18 protein-coding genes are annotated in these 16,736 nt (G+C 64.2%); 3 read left to right on the top strand and 15 right to left on the bottom strand.

Going from position 1 to position 16,736, the window contains the following annotated elements:
- Positions 1 to 46 precede the first annotated feature (46 nt).
- From lipB to PCLY_RS17125, 11 genes are all read right to left on the bottom strand, one after another.
- Positions 47 to 664, bottom strand: coding sequence for a lipoyl(octanoyl) transferase LipB (gene lipB / locus PCLY_RS17175; protein ID WP_061240836.1), 618 nt, complete (start codon positions 662 to 664; stop codon positions 47 to 49).
- Positions 665 to 669: 5 nt separating this feature from the next.
- Positions 670 to 948 (bottom strand): DUF493 domain-containing protein, encoded by a 279-nt coding sequence (locus PCLY_RS17170; RefSeq protein ID WP_061240835.1) that lies wholly within the window; start codon positions 946 to 948, stop codon positions 670 to 672.
- Positions 949 to 1,166: 218 nt separating this feature from the next.
- Positions 1,167 to 2,342 carry a D-alanyl-D-alanine carboxypeptidase family protein gene (locus tag PCLY_RS17165; RefSeq protein WP_061240834.1) on the bottom strand — a complete coding sequence of 392 codons (1,176 nt, stop codon included), beginning with the start codon at positions 2,340 to 2,342 and terminating at the stop codon, positions 1,167 to 1,169.
- 109 nt (positions 2,343 to 2,451) lie between these two features.
- Positions 2,452 to 3,465: a septal ring lytic transglycosylase RlpA family protein gene (locus tag PCLY_RS17160; RefSeq protein WP_061240833.1), complete on the bottom strand. Its 1,014-nt coding sequence runs from the start codon at positions 3,463 to 3,465 to the stop codon at positions 2,452 to 2,454.
- Entirely contained in the window at positions 3,462 to 4,472 is a 1,011-nt protein-coding gene (gene mltB / locus PCLY_RS17155) for a lytic murein transglycosylase B (RefSeq protein ID WP_061240832.1), read from the bottom strand. Before mltB ends, PCLY_RS17160 begins: the two co-directional genes overlap by 4 nt.
- A 19-nt stretch (positions 4,473 to 4,491) precedes the next feature.
- Positions 4,492 to 5,637 carry a rod shape-determining protein RodA gene (rodA, locus tag PCLY_RS17150; protein ID WP_061240831.1) on the bottom strand — a complete coding sequence of 382 codons (1,146 nt, stop codon included), beginning with the start codon at positions 5,635 to 5,637 and terminating at the stop codon, positions 4,492 to 4,494.
- Complete coding sequence (mrdA, locus tag PCLY_RS17145) at positions 5,634 to 7,526, bottom strand: penicillin-binding protein 2 (protein ID WP_061240830.1); 1,893 nt, start codon at positions 7,524 to 7,526, stop codon at positions 5,634 to 5,636. Before mrdA ends, rodA begins: the two co-directional genes overlap by 4 nt.
- A gap of 14 nt (positions 7,527 to 7,540) precedes the next feature.
- The gene (gene rlmH, locus PCLY_RS17140; RefSeq protein ID WP_013717179.1) at positions 7,541 to 8,008 is read right to left on the bottom strand and encodes a 23S rRNA (pseudouridine(1915)-N(3))-methyltransferase RlmH; all 468 of its coding nucleotides are present in this window, start codon (positions 8,006 to 8,008) and stop codon (positions 7,541 to 7,543) included.
- A 9-nt stretch (positions 8,009 to 8,017) separates the two neighbouring features.
- Positions 8,018 to 8,371, bottom strand: coding sequence for a ribosome silencing factor (gene rsfS / locus PCLY_RS17135; protein WP_003240193.1), 354 nt, complete (start codon positions 8,369 to 8,371; stop codon positions 8,018 to 8,020).
- 65 nt (positions 8,372 to 8,436) lie between these two features.
- The gene (gene nadD, locus PCLY_RS17130) at positions 8,437 to 9,096 is read right to left on the bottom strand and encodes a nicotinate-nucleotide adenylyltransferase (RefSeq protein ID WP_061240829.1); all 660 of its coding nucleotides are present in this window, start codon (positions 9,094 to 9,096) and stop codon (positions 8,437 to 8,439) included.
- A complete protein-coding gene (locus tag PCLY_RS17125) occupies positions 9,097 to 10,362 on the bottom strand; it encodes a glutamate-5-semialdehyde dehydrogenase (RefSeq protein ID WP_061240828.1) in 1,266 nt (421 codons plus the stop codon).
- A gap of 303 nt (positions 10,363 to 10,665) precedes the next feature.
- On the opposite strand from PCLY_RS17125, the gene PCLY_RS17120 reads away from it, so the two are divergent.
- Positions 10,666 to 11,895: an alpha/beta fold hydrolase gene (locus PCLY_RS17120; protein WP_061240827.1), complete on the top strand. Its 1,230-nt coding sequence runs from the start codon at positions 10,666 to 10,668 to the stop codon at positions 11,893 to 11,895.
- A gap of 30 nt (positions 11,896 to 11,925) precedes the next feature.
- On the opposite strand, the gene PCLY_RS17115 is transcribed toward PCLY_RS17120, so the two are convergent.
- A complete protein-coding gene (locus PCLY_RS17115) occupies positions 11,926 to 12,780 on the bottom strand; it encodes a class I SAM-dependent methyltransferase (protein WP_061240826.1) in 855 nt (284 codons plus the stop codon).
- A 66-nt stretch (positions 12,781 to 12,846) separates the two neighbouring features.
- On the opposite strand from PCLY_RS17115, the gene PCLY_RS17110 reads away from it, so the two are divergent.
- Positions 12,847 to 13,563, top strand: coding sequence for a DNA-3-methyladenine glycosylase (locus PCLY_RS17110; protein ID WP_061240825.1), 717 nt, complete (start codon positions 12,847 to 12,849; stop codon positions 13,561 to 13,563).
- Positions 13,560 to 14,876 carry a bifunctional DedA family/phosphatase PAP2 family protein gene (locus tag PCLY_RS17105; RefSeq protein ID WP_061240824.1) on the top strand — a complete coding sequence of 439 codons (1,317 nt, stop codon included), beginning with the start codon at positions 13,560 to 13,562 and terminating at the stop codon, positions 14,874 to 14,876. Before PCLY_RS17110 ends, PCLY_RS17105 begins: the two co-directional genes overlap by 4 nt.
- Positions 14,877 to 14,885: 9 nt before the next feature.
- Here the strand turns inward: PCLY_RS17105 and PCLY_RS17100 are convergent, their stop codons facing one another.
- From PCLY_RS17100 to PCLY_RS17090, 3 genes are all read right to left on the bottom strand, one after another.
- Positions 14,886 to 15,470 carry an LON peptidase substrate-binding domain-containing protein gene (locus tag PCLY_RS17100; protein ID WP_061240823.1) on the bottom strand — a complete coding sequence of 195 codons (585 nt, stop codon included), beginning with the start codon at positions 15,468 to 15,470 and terminating at the stop codon, positions 14,886 to 14,888.
- Positions 15,471 to 15,531: 61 nt separating this feature from the next.
- Entirely contained in the window at positions 15,532 to 16,248 is a 717-nt protein-coding gene (locus PCLY_RS17095; protein ID WP_061240822.1) for an LrgB family protein, read from the bottom strand.
- Positions 16,245 to 16,604 (bottom strand): CidA/LrgA family protein, encoded by a 360-nt coding sequence (locus PCLY_RS17090; protein ID WP_061240821.1) that lies wholly within the window; start codon positions 16,602 to 16,604, stop codon positions 16,245 to 16,247. The genes PCLY_RS17095 and PCLY_RS17090 overlap by 4 nt, the downstream gene beginning before the upstream one ends.
- Between the last annotated feature and the right edge of the window lie 132 nt (positions 16,605 to 16,736).

The following is a 16,736-nucleotide window of genomic DNA, read 5'->3' as shown; positions in this document are numbered from 1 at the left end:
AGGGGCGCCATGGCGCCCCTTTTTGTTTCTGCACGTTTGCCGCTGCTTACTGATAGCCCAGCCTGTCACGCAGCGCCTTCTCCAGACGCTGTGCCACCTCGTCGAACGCCGGCGGCGCTTGCAGCAGGTCACGCACCTGCACCATCTTCAACCCGGCGTAACCGCAAGGATTGATGCGCAAGAACGGCGACATGTCCATATCGACATTCAGCGCCAGGCCGTGGAACGAGCAGCCACGGCTGACGCGCAGGCCCAGGGACGCGATCTTGTCGCCCGCCACGTACACACCCGGCGCATCCGCCTTGGGCGCGGCCTCGATGCCGTAACTGGCCAGCAGGTCGACCAGACTCTGCTCCATGGCGGTGACCAGCTCACGCACGCCAAGATCGAGACGACGCAGATCGAGCATCAGATAGGCCACCAGTTGGCCAGGACCGTGATAGGTCACCTGGCCGCCACGCTCGACCTGCACCACCGGAATGTCGCCTGGCGCCAGCAGATGCTCGGCTTTACCAGCCTGCCCCTGGGTGAACACCTCGGGATGCTGCAACAACCAGATCTCGTCTGGCGTTTGTGCGTCACGCTCGACGGTGAGCCGACGCATGGCCTCCAGCGTGGGCTGGTAATCGACCAGACCAAGGTGGCGAACGATGAGTTCAGGCATCGGCTTCACAGCACCATGTGCACGCGGCCGGTGGCACGCAGATCGACGTGAATCGCCTGCAGCTGCTCGATGCTGGCCGCGGTGATGAGCACCTGCACGGAGAGGAAATTGCCATTGCGGCTATCACGCATCACCAGCGTGGATGCATCCAGATCCGGCGCATGGCGCTGGATCACTTCGATCACCAGATCGGAAAAACCTTCGCCAGCAGTGCCGATCACCTTGATCGGGTAACGCTCGCAGGGAAATTCGATCTTGGGTGGTTGAACGTCATTATCGGTCATGTCGTCAGCGGGCCTGTGGCCCGTCCAGAAAGGGCCGCCCCGGACTGGAGCGGACTGGTAAGTCAGGGCGCGTCCATGAGACGCTCGGCACAAGACCCAGCGCCCAGAAGACAGGCTGAATGAAACGGCGGAGCAGCCCCCTTTACAAGACGTAAATGGGTACTGCTCCGCCGTTTTCAATGCTGGAGCACAACGTGGCTCGCTTCCAGCGTGCCCGATCAGTTGAACAGGCCGAAGAAGAACAGGCGAATGCTGTCCCACAGACGACGCAGCAGGCCGCCCTCTTCCACCGACTGCAGCGCCACCAGATCGGTGCTGCGCACCACCTCGTCACCCAGTTTGACTTCGACCTTGCCGATCACGTCGCCCTGCTGGATCGGTGCGATCAGCTGCGGGTTGAGCGTCATGCTGGCCTGCAGTTTTTCCAGCTGGCCCTTGGGCATGGTCATGGTCAGGTTTTCCGCCAGCCCCGCCTTGACCTGGTTCGTCGCGCCTTTCCACACGGTGGCCTGGGCCAGCTCGGCGCCCTTCTGGTAGAAGGTGCGGCTTTCGAAGAAACGGAAGCCATAGGTCAGCAGCTTCTGGGTTTCCGCGGCGCGAGCCTGCTCGCTGTCAGTGCCGAACACCGAGGTGATCATACGTGCACCATCGCGTACGGCCGACGCCACCAGGCAGTAGCCAGCCTCGGAGGTGTGGCCGGTTTTCAGGCCGTCGACAGTGCGGTCACGCCACAGCAGCAGGTTACGGTTGGGCTGCTTGATGTTGTTCCAGAGGAACTCCTTCTGCGAGTAGATCGCATAGTGCTCCGCGTCTTCATCGATAATCGCGCGAGCCAGGATCGCCATGTCATGGGCACTGGAGTAGTGATCCGGATGCGGCAGGCCAGTAGCGTTCATGAAGTGGCTGTTCTTCATGCCGAGACGCTCGGCAGTGGCATTCATCATGTCGGCGAAGGCGTCTTCGCTACCGGCGATGTACTCGGCGATGGCGATGCTCGCGTCGTTACCGGACTGGATGATGATGCCGTGCAGCAAGTCGTCGACCGTGGCCTGGCTGTTGAGCGGCAGGAACATGGTGGAACCACCGGAGGCGGCGCCACCGGTACGCCAGGCGTGCTCACTGATGGTGACCAGATCCTTCTCGCCGATCTTGCCGTTGCGGATTTCCAGGGTGGCGATGTAGGCAGTCATCAGCTTGGTCAGGCTGGCTGGCGGCAAGCGCTGGTCAGCATTGTTCTCGACCAGGACGTTGCCGCTGGCGGCGTCCATCAGCACGTAGGATTTGGCGGCCAGTTGCGGCGCCGCAGGCACCACCTGCTGGTTGGCCATGGCAAGTGGCGCGGCCAGAAGGGTCAGTACCAGTGAAGCACGTTGCACGAAGCTGGTGATGTTCATCCGTCTCTCGAAAATCGTTGCATGGGTTTGTACGGCCCCGCAGGGCCATCTTGCGGCTCGCCAACGGGCAAGCCTCGGATTTAGTCCGGCAAAAGCCGGTTAAGTGCCATCAGTCGGCACGTACCAGTGTGGGTTGGCCAAGGTTGGCAAGCCGCACGCTGCTCTGCAGCTGCTCAGCCTCGCCCTGGTTGCTGATCGGCCCCATTCGGACCCGATGCAGAATCTGCTGGTCGCGCACCACTGAGCTGATGAACACCGGCACACTGCTGGTCTGGCTCAGCTTGGACTTGAGCAGCTCCGCAGCGTCCGGATTGGCGAAGGCTCCCACCTGGAGATACAGGCCAGAAGCTCCGAGTGAATCGTTTTTTTTTGCGTCGATCTGTACCGGCACCACCGCAGCGGCGTGCTGAGCAGGCGGCGGCGCGTACTTCTCGACGGCAGGCGCTACTGGCTGGGCCGCCGGCTGGGCGACGGCTGCCTTGGCTGGCTGGTTGTTGGCCAGCACCAGCGGCACCGGACGACCCTGCTGCGCCCACCACTCATGCGGATCGATACCTTCGACCTTGACCCGCGCCGTGCCTTTCTCGGCATAGCCAAGCTTCTTCGCCGCCGCGAAAGACAGGTCGATGATGCGGTCCGAATAGAACGGCCCACGGTCGTTGACTCGCAGGATCACGACCTTGCCGTTCTCCAGGTTGGTCACGCGCACGTAACTGGGCAGCGGCAGGGTCTTGTGCGCAGCGGTCATGCCGTACAGGTCGTAGGTCTCGCCGTTGGCGGTGGCCTGGCCGTGAAACTTGGTGCCATACCAGGACGCCGGGCCGACCGCCTGATAACGGCGCGCGTCCTGAATCGGGTAGTACTGCTTGCCGAACACCACATAGGGGCTGGCCTTGACCGGCCCGTAGTGCGGCATGGGAATGGCATCCTTAATCTTGGAGACGTCGACGTCCCACCAGGGCGCGCCATCACGATGCGGGCGGTTGAAATCGTCCGGCCCGGAGATACCGGCCGACTGCCCGGGCGCGGTGCCTGGCTGCGGCGCCCGATTGGAGGAGCAGCTCGCCAGCAACAGCGCTGCCGTTACGCAGGCTGCCAGCGGCAGCAGTTTTGATGCACTCATCGATTACCCCGTGCTTCGACCAGCAGCTCGGCCAGTTGGTTGACTGCCATGGCATACATCACGCTGCGATTGTAGCGGGTGATGGTGTAGAAGTTGGGCAAACCGAACCAGTATTCGTCGCCTTCGGCACCTTCCAGACGAAACGCGGTGACCGGCACGTCTTCAGCCAGCTGGTCCTGGCTGCTCCAGCCCAGTTCGCGCAGCTCGGCGACGTTCTTCACCGGATCCAGGCCCTGGGTCAGGCCTTCGTCGACACGCGCACCACTGACCTCAACGCGACTGGCGACCTGACCACCGGCCTGCCAGCCGTGACGTTTGAAATAACTGGCGACACTGCCAATGGCATCGGTCGGGTTGCTCCAGATGTTGATATGCCCGTCGCCGTCGAAATCCACGGCATAGGCGCGGAAGCTGCTCGGCATGAACTGCGGCAGGCCCATGGCCCCGGCGTAGGAGCCTTTGAGCGAGAGCGGGTCGACCTGCTCTTCACGGGTCAGCATGAGAAACTCACGCAGCTCCTTGCGGAAGAACGGCGAGCGCGGCGGATAATCGAACGCCAGGGTGGACAACGCGTCCATCACGCGCCAACTGCCGGTGTTGCCGCCGTAGAAGGTCTCTACACCGATGATCGCAACGATGAACTGCGGCGGCACGCCGTACTCGGCCTCGGCCTTCTCCAGCGCCGCCTGGTTCTTGCTCCAGAACTCAACACCCTGGGCGATACGCTTGTCGGTGATGAAGATCGGCCGGTATTCCTTCCAGGGTTTGACCTTCTCGGCCGGACGCGAGATGGCGTCGAGAATGGCCTGCTTACGCTCGACACCGGCGAACAGCGCGTACAACTGCTCGCTGGCGAAACCGTAGTCGCGTGTCATTTCCTCGACGAACTCGGTCACCTGCGGTGAGTTCTGGTAATCGGCCGCCAGCGCCTGGGCACTGTTGCCGAGCATGCCGGCGATGCCAACGCCAATGAACGTACGAGCTGCCCAACTGCGCAGAGAATGCATTAACTCAAAACCCCCAAAATCAAACCTGAGCGATCCACTTTCTATGAGTGTGAATCGCCATCAATATCCCGAAGCCTGACAACAGCGTGACCAGATGGGTTCCGCCATAACTAATGAAGGGCAGCGGAACCCCAACCACCGGCAGCAAACCACTGACCATGCCGATGTTGACGAATACGTAGACGAAGAAGGTCATGGTCAGCGCCCCGGCCAGCAGCTTGCCGAACAGCGTCTGCGCCTGGGCAGTGATCACCAGGCCGCGCGCCAGCAACAGCATGTAGAGCAGCAACAGCAGACAGACACCGACCAGGCCGAACTCCTCCGCGAGCACGGCAATGATAAAGTCCGTATGGCTTTCCGGCAAAAAATCCAGGTGCGACTGGGTGCCCAGCAACCAGCCCTTACCCAGTACGCCACCAGAGCCGATGGCGGCCTTGGACTGGATGATGTTCCAGCCCGCGCCGAGCGGATCGCTCTCCGGGTTGAGGAAGGTCAGCACGCGGCGTTTCTGGTAGTCATGCATGAGGAAGAACCACATGCCCACGGCAATCGGCACCACCGCTGCCGCCGCCCCCAGGATCCAGCGCCACTGCAGCCCCGCCATGAACACGACGAAACCACCCGAGGCGAGAATCAGCAGCGAGGTGCCCAGATCCGGCTGTTTGGCGATCAGCACCACCGGCACGATGATCATGGCCAGGCTGACGACGATATGCTTGAAGCGCGGCGGCAGGTTATGCCGCGACAGGTACCAGGCGATGGTCATCGGCATGATGATCTTCATCAGCTCCGAGGGCTGGAAGCGAATCACCCCGGGGATGTTGATCCAGCGCGTAGCGCCCATGGCGGTGTGCCCCATGACCTCCACCACCGTCAGCAGGGCGACTCCGATCACGTAGGCCAGCGGCACCCAGCGCGCCATGAAGCGCGGGTCGAACTGGGCGATGACCACCACTGCAACCATGCCGATGCCGAAGGACGACGCCTGCTTGATCAGCAGCTCGACGTTCTTGCCACTGGCCGAATAGAGAATGAACAGGCTGCCGGTCCCCAGAATCAGCAACAGCAACAGCAACCAGCCATCGATATGCATGCGCTGCAACAGGCTGGCGCGACGGCGCAGGACGTCTTCGTCGGACAGGGTACGGTCGAAATTGCTGATCATCGCTGACTGACCTCGGCAGGCGTGGGCAAGGCGAACTCGGCCTTGAGCTGACCGGTATCTTTATCCAGCAGCCAGGCATCCATTACCTGCTTGACCACTGGCGCGGCGACGCCGGAGCCGGACTCACCGTTCTCCACCATCACCGCGACGGCGATCTGCGGGTTGTCCGCCGGCGCAAAGCCGATGAACAGCGCATGGTCACGGTGGCGCTCCTGCACCTTGTTGCGGTCGTACCTCTCGCCCTGCTTGATAGCGACCACCTGCGCCGTCCCGCTCTTGCCGGCGATGCGATAGACCGCGCTGTCGCCCACCTTGCGCGCCGTGCCGCGAGCACCGTGCAGCACTTCTTCCATGCCGTGAATGCCGTATTCCCAGAACTTAGGATCACGCAGGACGATATCCGGAATCGGGTTGGGGTCCACCGGCTGGACACCGCCGACGCTCTTGGCCAGGTGCGGACGAATCCACTTGCCACGCGTGGCCATCAAGGTGGTGGCCTGCGCCAGCTGCAGCGGCGTGGTCTGCATGTAGCCCTGACCGATGCCGAGAATCAGCGTCTCGCCCGGATACCAGGGCTGGCGGAAGCGCGCACGCTTCCAGTCGCGCGACGGCATCAGGCCCGAGGTCTCTTCGAACATGTCCAGCGCCACTCGCTGGCCGAGACCGAAGCGGCTCATGTAGTCATGCAGACGGTCGATGCCCATCTTGTGCGCCAGCTCGTAGAAATAGGTGTCGTTGGAACGGGCGATGGCCAGATTGAGATCGATCCAGCCATCACCGCTGCGGTTCCAGTTACGGTACTTGTGGCTGTTGTTGGGCAACTGGTAGAAGCCCGGATCGAATACCCGCGTGGCCGGGGTGATCACCCCGGCATCCAGCCCCGAGACGGCGACCATCGGCTTGATGGTCGAGCCCGGCGGATAGAGGCCACGCAACACCCGGTTGTACAGCGGCTGGTCGATGGAGTCGCGCAACTCGCCGTAGGCCTTGAAGCTGATGCCGGTGACGAAAGGGTTGGGGTCGAAACTCGGCTGACTGACCATGGCCAGTACCTCGCCAGTCTTCGGCTGGATCGCGACCACCGCCCCGCGCCGCCCGCCCAGGGCATTCTCGGCTGCTTCCTGCAGGCGCGAGTCGAGACTCAGGACGATGTCCTTGCCCGGCTTCGGATCGATGCGATTGAGCACCCGCAGCACGCGGCCACGGGCGTTGGTTTCGACCTCTTCATAGCCGACTTCGCCGTGCAGCTCATCCTCGTAGAAGCGCTCGATACCGGTCTTGCCGATATGGTGAGTGCCCGCATATTCGGTCGGATCCAGGCGCTTGAGCTCCTGCTCGTTGATCCGCCCGACGTACCCCACCGAGTGGGCAAAGTGCTCCTGCAAAGGGTAATGACGCACCAGCTGCGCAGCCACCTCGACACCCGGCAGGCGGAATTGGTTGACCGCGATGCGGGCGATCTGCTCCTCGGAAAGCTCGAACAGGATCGGCACCGGCTCGAACGGGCGCCGCCCCTGGCGCACCCGACGGTCGAACAGAGCACGGTCTTCCTCGGTCAGGTCGAGCACCTCGACCACGGTATCGAGCACCTGCTGCCAGTCGCCGGCACGCTCGCGGGTCACGGTCAGGCTGAAGCTGGGCCGGTTGTCGGCGATGATCACGCCGTTACGGTCATAGATCAGCCCCCGGGTGGGCGGAACGGGCTGTACATGGATACGGTTGTTTTCCGCCAGGGTGCTGTGATGCTCGTACTGAACCACCTGCAGGTAGTACATGCGCATGATCAGCACACAGGTCAGCAGGACGATCACCACGCCGCCGACGACCACCCGGCGCTTGACCAGGCGAGCGTCCTTTTCGTGATCCTTGAGGCGAATCGGCTGCGGCATCGTGGACTACTGGCTCACTTGTGGTACGGATGGCCGGACAGCACGGTCCAGGCCCGGTAGATCTGCTCGCCAAGCAGGATACGCACCAGCGGATGAGGCAGGGTCAGCGGCGACAGCGACCAGCGTTGCTCGCTGCGCGCACAGACCTCCGGCGCCAGCCCTTCCGGGCCGCCGACCATGAGGTTGACGTTGCGCGCATCGAGGCGCCAGCGATCGAGCTCCGCCGCCAATTGCTCGGTGCTCCATGGCTTGCCATGGACCTCCAGCGTGACGATACGTTCGCCGGGCTGCACCTTGCTCAGCATGGCCTCGCCTTCCTGACGGATCAGGCGGGCAACGTCGGCATTCTTGCCGCGCGTGTTGAGCGGAATCTCCACCAGCTCCAGCGGCAATTCGGCCGGCAGACGCTTGACGTACTCCTGCCAGCCCTCCTCGACCCAGCGCGGCATGCGCGAGCCGACGGCGATCAGTTTTATCCGCACGGCTTGCGCTTACTCTGCGCTGTGCTGGGCGCGGCTCTGCTCGGCGCCCTGCCACAGGCGCTCGAGGTCGTAGAACTGACGTGCGGTCGGCAGCATCACGTGCACGACGATATCGCCCAGGTCGAGCAGGGCCCATTCGCCGCTGTCCAGACCTTCGCTGCCGATCGGGCGCACGCCCTGCTCCTTGACCTTTTCCAGCACGTTTTCCACCAGCGACTTGACCTGACGGCTGGAGCTACCGCTGGCGATCACCATGAAGTCGGTGATGCTGGTCTTGTCCTTGACGTCGATCACGGTGATGTCGGTCGCCTTGATCTCTTCCAGCGCCGCCACGGCGATCTTGACCAGCTCTTCGCTGGGCATGTTCTGCTTGCTCATAAAAACTCATTTGCCTCGTGTAATGGACGCCAGCGCACATGCACGGCGTTTCAAGCATGGGACGCACGGTACAGATCGTGCGCCTGGATATAGGCCAGTACCGCATCGGGCAGCAGATAACGCGCCGAGCGGCCGGTTGCCAGTAGATGGCGAATCTGCGTGGCGGAAATCGCCAACGGAGTCTGCCAGATGAAACTGATTTGCCCGCCAGCCCCCTCCAGGCTCAGAGGGTCGCTGACACTGCGCGCCGCCAGCAGATCGCGCAGAGCCTCCGGCGCCTCGCTGTCGGCATCCGGCCGCTGCAGCACCAACAGGTGGCAGTGCTCGAGCAACTCCTGCCAGCGATGCCAACTCGGCAAGCCACAGAAGGCATCCCAGCCAAGCAACAGGAACAGCTGATCGTCGTCTGCCAGCTCGGCACGCACCGACTCCAGCGTGTCCAGGGTGTACGACGGCTTGTCGCGGCGCAGTTCGCGGTCATCGACCGTCAACCGCGTCTCGCCAGCTACCGCCAGCTCGACCATGGCCAGACGCTGTTCCGCCGTCGCCTGCGGCGTATCGCGGTGCGGCGGCCTGGCGCTGGGGATCAGCCGCAGTTCGTCCAGCGCCATGAATTCGGCCACTTCCAGCGCGGCACGCAGATGCCCGATATGCACCGGGTTGAAGGTACCGCCGAGCAGGCCGATGCGTCGGGCGCCGAGTCCTTTCATTTATGTACGAATGTGTCCGTCGCCGAAGACCACGTACTTCTCACTGGTCAGCCCCTCCAGCCCGACCGGGCCGCGAGCGTGCAGCTTGTCGGTGGAGATGCCAATCTCCGCGCCCAGGCCGTATTCGAAACCATCGGCGAAGCGGGTCGAAGCGTTGACCATCACCGACGCGGAATCCACTTCGGTGAGGAAGCGCCGCGCATCGCTGAAGTTCTCGGTGATGATCGAATCGGTGTGCTGCGAGCCGTAATGATTGATGTGCTCGATGGCCGCATCCAGCGAGTCGACGATGCGAATCGCCAGGATCGGCGCGTTGTATTCGGCGAACCAGTCGTCCTCGCTCGCTTGCAGCACGTCGCTGCCGAGCAGTTCGCAGGTGGCGGCATCGCCACGCAGCTCCACGCCCTTGTCGCGGTAGATGGCGGCCAACGGCGGCAACACGCGTGCGGCGATGGCCTGGTGCACCAGCAAGGTTTCCATGGCGTTGCACGGCGAGTAGCGCTGAGTCTTGGCGTTGTCGCAGACGCGAATGGCCTTGTCGAGATCGGCCGCGACATCGACATAGACGTGGCAGACGCCGTCCAGGTGCTTGATCACCGGCACCTTGGCGTCGCGACTGATGCGCTCGATCAGGCCCTTGCCGCCACGCGGCACGATCACGTCGACGTATTCGGGCATGGTGATCAGCTCGCCGACCGCGGCGCGGTCGGTGGTTTCCACCACCTGCACGGCGGCAGCCGGCAGATCGGCCTCAGCCAGGCCCTGCTGGATGCAGCGGGCAATCGCCTGGTTGGAATGAATGGCCTCGGAGCCGCCACGCAGGATGGTGGCATTGCCCGACTTCAGGCACAGGCTGGCGGCATCGATGGTCACGTTCGGACGCGACTCGTAGATGATGCCGATCACCCCCAGCGGTACGCGCATCTTGCCGACCTGGATGCCGGACGGCAGGTAGCGCATGCCCTGAATCTCGCCGATCGGGTCAGGCAGGGTCGCCACCTGGCGCAGCCCCTCGATCATGCTGTCGATCACCTTCGGCGTCAGCGCCAGGCGATCGACCATGGCCGGCTCCAGACCACTGGCGCGGGCGGCGGCCAGGTCCCGTTCATTGGCGGTGGTCAGCTCGGCGCGGGCGGCGTCGAGGGCATTGGCGGCGGCCTGCAGCGCGCGATTCTTCTGCGCGGTGCTGGCGCGGGCGAGCACCCGCGAAGCCTGGCGGGCGGCCTGGCCCAGGCGGGTCATGTATGCGTGCACGGACTCGGTCATGGCGGCGGAGGTCTGGCAGTTGGAAAAAGGGGCTGATTATAGCGGGCTCGCAAGTCCGCGCCCAGCGGCGTCTGGCAAGCGGTAGACAGCACGTTCGCCAGAACCCGGCGGTAACGCCGGCAGCCGCGCTGCAAAGGCGCCTGCAGCGCAACGGTGACACCCACGCACAGAGGCCGCCCGAAGGTTGGGTAAACAAATCGCCGCCTGATGTTTACCTTGCAATCGAGGTTTTGCCGAAGCCGGCGAGACGGCGCCGAGTGCCGCCCCACCAGAACAACGATAAAAGACCCTGGAGTGCACCCTATGCGTTACCGCACCGACTACAGCGCCGCCCTGCTCGCCAGCCCGCCTGAAGTGATCGAGATCGCCGGCTGGCGCCTCCACTATCAGGCCTACTCCAAACGCCAGCGCGACGCTCGCGCACCGGTGCTGATGCTGGGCGGGGCGTTCCAGAGTTTTCGTTCCTTTGCCGCGGAAGTCGACGAGCTGCTGGTGGAACACCCCGTGATCCTGCTCGACCTGCCCAGCCAGGGTGGCAATCTGCAGCTGGCCCCCGAGCTCGGCCTGGAGCAGCTGGCCGATCTGATCGCCGCCTTCGCCGAGCAACTGCGCTTGCCGCCACTGATGCCCATCGGCCTGTCCTATGGCTCGGCACTGGCGGCGCTGTTCGCCGCACGCCATCCGCAGCGTTGCGCGCGCCTGCTGCTGGCCGGCATCACCGCCTTCGGCCGTCCAGGCGCTCGGAGAATGCTGGAGGAAGGCCTGGCCCTGCTCGAGGAAGGCCGTAGTGGCGAGTTCGCCCATGGCGCCGTATGCGGTCTGCTCAACCCGCTGCAACTGCAGGCGACCGGCATTTCGCCGGTATTTCGCAAGGCGCTGCTACGGCAGATTCAGCGTCTGTCACCGACCGAGGTAGAGCGCTATCGGCAGAACAGTCAGCGTCTGCTGGCATTCGGCGGCTTCAGCCAGCACCCGCAATGCCCAACCCTGGTACTGGCCGGCGAACATGACCACTTCACCCAGCCCTGGGAGCACGCCCACTTCGCCGCCGCCTGCGCCAGTGCCGACTGCGTGCTGATCCACCATGCCGACCACCTCGCCCAGTTCGAACAGCGCGAAGCCTGCGCCACGCTGTACCGTCCGTTTCTTGGCGAGCGAGCTGTGCCCCTGCGCAGCCCAGGCAGCAAGCGCCTGCAGGGCGAGCAGCTACTGCAGTTGGAGAAACGTTGCGAACCCCGCCTTGCACCCCGCCAGCGTCAGGCACGGCTGCAGCATGCGGAGGGCCAGCAATGGGTAGTCGAGCTGAGCGAACTGGGCTTCTTCGGCGGCCAGCTGCAAGGCGACCTGCCTCGTGACCTGCCGCTGCGCGGCTGGCAACTGAGCTACGCCGACCTGCCGCACCAGCCACTGTTGCCACTGCGCCAGGACGAGCAGGGCCTGGCCTTCGTCTTCCCGCATACCGATGCAGAGGCCTGCCTGGCGCTGGCCGAGCGTATCCATCCAGCGCCCCTGCCGACGGCCGCATGCGCCTGACTCGGGCCACGTATCGAGCCGCGCGAGGCGCTAAACCTGCGCCTGAATCACCCGCACCAGTCCGGGCAAACGCGACGGTTTGAGGCCCAGGCTGGAGGCATCGGCACTGGGGTCGAGCACCTGAACCTGAGCGAAGCCGCAGCGCTGGAAACCCGCGACGATCTCGTCGTGACTGCGGTAATGCAGTGGATAGCTGCCGCGGGTCAGCCTGCCGATCAGCTCGACGCCCCAGCGCAGCTGGCGATAGCGCGGATGTTCATGCAGATCCGGATAAAGCTCGGTCAGATAGATCGCACTGGGGAAGTCACTCAGTTCGCTGGCAAGCCGGCTCCAGAAGCCCTCGATCAGCGCCAGCGGGAAATAGTTGACCAGCCCCTCGGTGATCACCACCACCGGCTGACTGCGGTCCAGATCCGCGAACAGCGTGTTGAGTTGCTGATTGCCACGCTCGGCGAGAATGTCCACTGCACACACCCGATGCCGACCATCCAGCCAGCCTTCGCCATGCAGCAGCAGACGCTTGCGCGCCGCCATGGCCGGCAGATCGGCCTCCAGGTATTGCAACTGAGGGTAACGCGAGCAAAAGCGGCGACCACGCGGCGACAGCCCACAGGCGATTTCCACCACCTGGCGCACCCCCTGCTGCTCGATGGCAGCGCTGAGCTGTGCATCGATCTGCAGGTGCCGTTGCAGCAGCAATGCCTCGATATCCAGCCCGAAACCAGCCCTGGCCCCCCAGGCCAGCGGCCACAGCAACTTGTGCACGAGGCTGCCGAACGCGGTGACGAAGGCAGGCTCGGCGAGGCGGTGGCGATACCAGACGTAACCGGTGTAATGCGCCGACGGGCTGATATGGGCGCTGCTGGCTCGGGCGCGTTCAGGCATTTTTAAGGCTCTTGTTGTTATGCTCGCGCGCCCAGACTATGCCTGCTTGAGTGAATACGACAGTTCATGCCCACCGAACCCACCCTTAGTTTGCCCTGGCCCGGCGCCCGGCCGCTGCCTGATGCCTTTTTCGACCGCGACGCGCAGCTGGTCGCTCGCGAGCTGCTCGGCAAGGTGATTCGCCATCGCGTCGGCGCACTGTGGCTGAGCGCAAGAATCATCGAGACCGAGGCCTACTATCTGGTCGACAAAGGTAGTCATGCCTCGCTCGGCTACACCGAAAAACGCAAGGCGCTTTTCGCTGACGGCGGGCATATCTACATGTACTACGCACGCGGCGGTGACTCGCTGAACTTCAGCGCCCATGGGCCGGGCAATGCGGTGCTGATCAAATCCGCCCATCCCTGGCTCGATGCCGTCAGCGGTGCCGATGCCCTGGCCGCGATGCAGCGCAACAACCCCGACAGCCAGGGCCTGCCGCGCGTGCCGGAGCGCCTGTGTGCCGGGCAGACCCTGCTGTGCAAGGCGCTTGGCCTGAAAGTGCCGGACTGGGATGCACGCCGCTTCGATCAGCAACGGCTGTTCGTCGAGGATGTCGGCGAACGACCGCAAGCGATCATCCAGTGCGCGCGCCTGGGCATTCCCAAGGGGCGGGACGAGCACTTGCCGTACCGTTTCGTCGACGCCCGGTATGCCCGTCACTGCACGCGCAACCCTTTGCGCCGAGGACAGGTCGAAGGGCGTAACTATCGATTGTTGAACCTCTCTGGAGCAGAGCGATGAGCGTCTGGCTGGACAACCTGACCACCTGGCTGAGTGGCAATCCGCAATGGCTGGGTGTGGCGATCTTTCTCATCGCCCTGCTCGAATGCCTGGCCCTGGTGGGCATTGTGCTGCCCGGCGTGGTGCTGCTGTTCAGCGTCGCGCTGCTCGCCGGCAGTGGTGTACTGACGTTGCCGCAGACATTGTTGCTGGCCTATGCCGGCGCACTGTGTGGCGACCTGATTTCCTACTCGCTGGGCAGACGTTTCAAGCACGACATCGGCCGCCTGCCAGTGCTGCGTCGCCATCCGCAGTGGATCCTGCGCGCCGAACTCTATTTCCGTCACTACGGCGTGGCCAGCCTGCTGGTCGGTCGCTTCATCGGCCCGCTGCGCCCCATGCTGCCGCTGGTAGCCGGCATGCTGAACATGCCGCTGCTGCGCTTCATCCTCGTCAGCCTGGTGGCGGCGGCCGGCTGGGCCGTGGCCTACCTGTTGCCGGGCTGGGCAACCGGCGCCGCGCTGCGCCTGCCGATGGCGGAAGGTTTCTGGACCGAAGCGGCGGTGCTGCTGGCCGGTATCGGCATGATCCTGCTGCTGACCATTCAGGCCAGCCTGGCGGAAAAACCACGGGCCAGCCTGCTGGGCGGCGGCCTCAGCCTGGCGCTGCTGATAGCCATCGTCATCGGTTGGCCGCATCTCGATGCGCTGGATCAGGGGTTGATGACCCTGGTGCAGGAGCAGCGCCAGGCGCACCTGGATCAATGGATCGGCACCCTGACCCGACTTGGGGACTTTCATATCCAGCTGGTGGCGGCGGCAGTACTTTGCACCCTGCTGCTGCTGGCGCGCCGCTGGCGCCACCTGTTTTTTGCCGGTTCGACCCTGCTGGTCACCGCTATCGGCAACACCACACTCAAGCACGGATTCGCCCGGGCGCGGCCCGATGTGCTGAGCGAGCCACTGAGCACCTTCAGCTTTCCCAGCGGCCATAGCTCGGCAGCCTTCGCCTTCTTTCTGGTTCTCGGGGTGCTGGCAGGGCGCGGTCAATCCGCACGCCTGCGCCTGGCCTGGCTGACAGTGGCGTGCCTGCCAGCCGCGGCGATTGCCTTGTCGCGGGTCTATCTGGGCGTGCATTGGCCCAGCGATATCATTGCCGGATCCCTGCTGGCATCGGCCGTCTGCGGCCTCAGCCTGGCCCTGTGCCAGCGTCAGGAGCCGTTGCCGGCGCTGCCGGCCCGCCTGTGGTGGATCATCCTGCCGGCCTGCCTGGCGGTACTGGGCGGCATGGCGACCTGGCAGCTGTCCAACGCGCTACTGCGTTATGCCTACTGACCTGTCGCCTCAGGCATCGCCCTGCAGTTGCTCCACCATGGCCTGCAGCTGGCTCAGGCGCAGCTCGGGGTCGTCCAGTTGCAGCAACTGCAGCTTCTGCCCGGGCTCCAGCGGCAGCAGATAGGCGAGCTGATTGGCCAGTTGCAACTGGCCACTGGGCAACCCGGCCATGCCCAGCCCTTCCACCAGCGGGTGCTGGGCCAGGGCCGAGAGCAGCGCCGCCAGGTCAGCATGTTCGCCGAGCAGCGGGAGCTCTTCATGCTCTTCGAGCCATTCCACGTCGGCGATGGTCAGCTGGTCCGGCAGCACCTGGGCGCGTCCCACCTTGAACCGACGGCCACCTTCCACGCGAATCCCAAGCAGGCCGTTGGGACGCTGCTGGAAGTCGCACACCAGCGCCTCGCAGCCGATGGCAGCGAAACGACTGGCGGCCTCCCCCACTTCCTCGCCCTCGACGATGCACACCACGCCGAAACCGCTGCCCTGTTTCATGCAGCGGCTGATCATGTCCAGGTAGCGCGCCTCGAATATCTGCAGGTCGAGCACGCAGCCGGGAAACAGTACGGTGTTGAGCGGAAACAGTGGCAGATTCATGGTTTAAAGGCCTGCTATCAATGCAATGGTGCCGGGGCAACAGAGATCGCCGCGCAGGCTCTCACAGGAACAGGACAATCGCCAGAGGCAACAACACGGCCGTGATCACGCCCATCAGGCTCATCGCCAAGGCGGCGAAGGCACCGCACTCGTCGCTCTCCTGCAGCGCTCGCGCCGTACCCACGGCATGCGCGGTCAGGCCCAGCGCCATGCCCTGCGCGGCGGGGTGATGAACCCGGCACAGGCGCAGGATGGTCGGCCCGACGATGGCGCCGATGACCCCGGTGATCATCACGAACACTGCCGCCAGCGCGGCGATACCGCCGATCTGGTCGGCCACCAGCATGGCGATCGGCGAGGTTACCGACTTGGGGGCCATGCTCATCAGCACCAGTCTCTCGGCGCCGAACAACCAGGCCAGCCCTGCGCCGAGCACGGTGGCGAAGGTGCCGGCGATCAGCAGGGTCAGGATGATCGGCCAGAACAGCTGGCGAATCCGCCGCAGATTGAGATACAGCGGTACGGCCAGAGCCACGGTGGCCGGGCCGAGCAACAGGGTCATCGCCGCGACGCTGTTGCGGTACTCGGCGAAGCTCAGGCCACACAGCAGCAGAATGCCGATCACCGTGAGCATCGAGACCAGCACCGGCTGCAGGAACACCCAGCGGGTGCGCTCGTAGCCGGCCATGGCCAGCTGATAGGCGCCCAGGGTAATACCGATGCCGAACAGCGGGTGATGGGTCAGCGCCTGCCAGGCGCCCAGCCAATCCGGACTCATGCGTCCTCCCCGCGCTGCTGGCGCTCGATCAGTTTCTGCATCAGCCAGCCGGCGAAAGCCAGCGACAGCAGCAGCGACAGTACCAGGGCACCGACCACGGCCCAGAAATCGGCGGCGATATCACTGGCATAGACCATCACCCCCACGGCAGGCGGCACCAGGATCAGCGGCAGATACTTGAGCAGGCTGCTGGACGCGATACTGAGCGACTCGCCCACCTCGCCACGCAGCATGAGAAAAACGAACAACAGCAGCATGCCGATAATTGGCCCTGGCAGCATCGGCAGCAGCAGCACATTGAGGACGGTACCCAGCAACTGGCACAGCACCAGCCAGGAAAGGCCGCGAAGCAGCATGTTTGTGGTCTCCAGAAGACGAGCGATGACCGCGAGCGTTGCTTACCAGCAAGCCGCTGAAAAATGCACATGGCTTTCCAGCGGCCTACTAGAGGGGATTCCGGGCATCTATTGGGGCATGTCGGCCATTAT

This window comes from Ectopseudomonas composti (assembly GCF_001567565.1).
In the GTDB taxonomy this organism is placed as follows: Bacteria; Pseudomonadota; Gammaproteobacteria; order Pseudomonadales; family Pseudomonadaceae; genus Aquipseudomonas; species Aquipseudomonas composti_A.
The sequence above is the reverse complement of the archived record's forward strand: the minus strand, read 5'-3'. Positions and strand labels throughout refer to the sequence as shown.

Bases quoted from the DNA above. Each gene is read 5' to 3' on its own strand.
- PCLY_RS17105 (WP_061240824.1), top strand. From the start codon at position 13,560: ATGAGCGTCTGGCTGGACAACCTGACCACCTGGCTGAGTGGCAATCCG.
- PCLY_RS17165 (WP_061240834.1), bottom strand. From the start codon at position 2,342: ATGAACATCACCAGCTTCGTGCAACGTGCTTCACTGGTACTGACCCTT.
- lipB (WP_061240836.1), bottom strand. From the start codon at position 664: ATGCCTGAACTCATCGTTCGCCACCTTGGTCTGGTCGATTACCAGCCC.
- PCLY_RS17170 (WP_061240835.1), bottom strand. From the start codon at position 948: ATGACCGATAATGACGTTCAACCACCCAAGATCGAATTTCCCTGCGAG.
- PCLY_RS17160 (WP_061240833.1), bottom strand. From the start codon at position 3,465: ATGAGTGCATCAAAACTGCTGCCGCTGGCAGCCTGCGTAACGGCAGCG.
- mltB (WP_061240832.1), bottom strand. From the start codon at position 4,472: ATGCATTCTCTGCGCAGTTGGGCAGCTCGTACGTTCATTGGCGTTGGC.
- PCLY_RS17090 (WP_061240821.1), bottom strand. From the start codon at position 16,604: ATGCTGCTTCGCGGCCTTTCCTGGCTGGTGCTGTGCCAGTTGCTGGGT.
- PCLY_RS17100 (WP_061240823.1), bottom strand. From the start codon at position 15,470: ATGAATCTGCCACTGTTTCCGCTCAACACCGTACTGTTTCCCGGCTGC.
- PCLY_RS17125 (WP_061240828.1), bottom strand. From the start codon at position 10,362: ATGACCGAGTCCGTGCACGCATACATGACCCGCCTGGGCCAGGCCGCC.
- rsfS (WP_003240193.1), bottom strand. From the start codon at position 8,371: ATGCCCAGCGAAGAGCTGGTCAAGATCGCCGTGGCGGCGCTGGAAGAG.
- rodA (WP_061240831.1), bottom strand. From the start codon at position 5,637: ATGATCAGCAATTTCGACCGTACCCTGTCCGACGAAGACGTCCTGCGC.
- mrdA (WP_061240830.1), bottom strand. From the start codon at position 7,526: ATGCCGCAGCCGATTCGCCTCAAGGATCACGAAAAGGACGCTCGCCTG.
- PCLY_RS17095 (WP_061240822.1), bottom strand. From the start codon at position 16,248: ATGAGTCCGGATTGGCTGGGCGCCTGGCAGGCGCTGACCCATCACCCG.
- PCLY_RS17120 (WP_061240827.1), top strand. From the start codon at position 10,666: ATGCGTTACCGCACCGACTACAGCGCCGCCCTGCTCGCCAGCCCGCCT.
- PCLY_RS17115 (WP_061240826.1), bottom strand. From the start codon at position 12,780: ATGCCTGAACGCGCCCGAGCCAGCAGCGCCCATATCAGCCCGTCGGCG.
- nadD (WP_061240829.1), bottom strand. From the start codon at position 9,096: ATGAAAGGACTCGGCGCCCGACGCATCGGCCTGCTCGGCGGTACCTTC.
- PCLY_RS17110 (WP_061240825.1), top strand. From the start codon at position 12,847: ATGCCCACCGAACCCACCCTTAGTTTGCCCTGGCCCGGCGCCCGGCCG.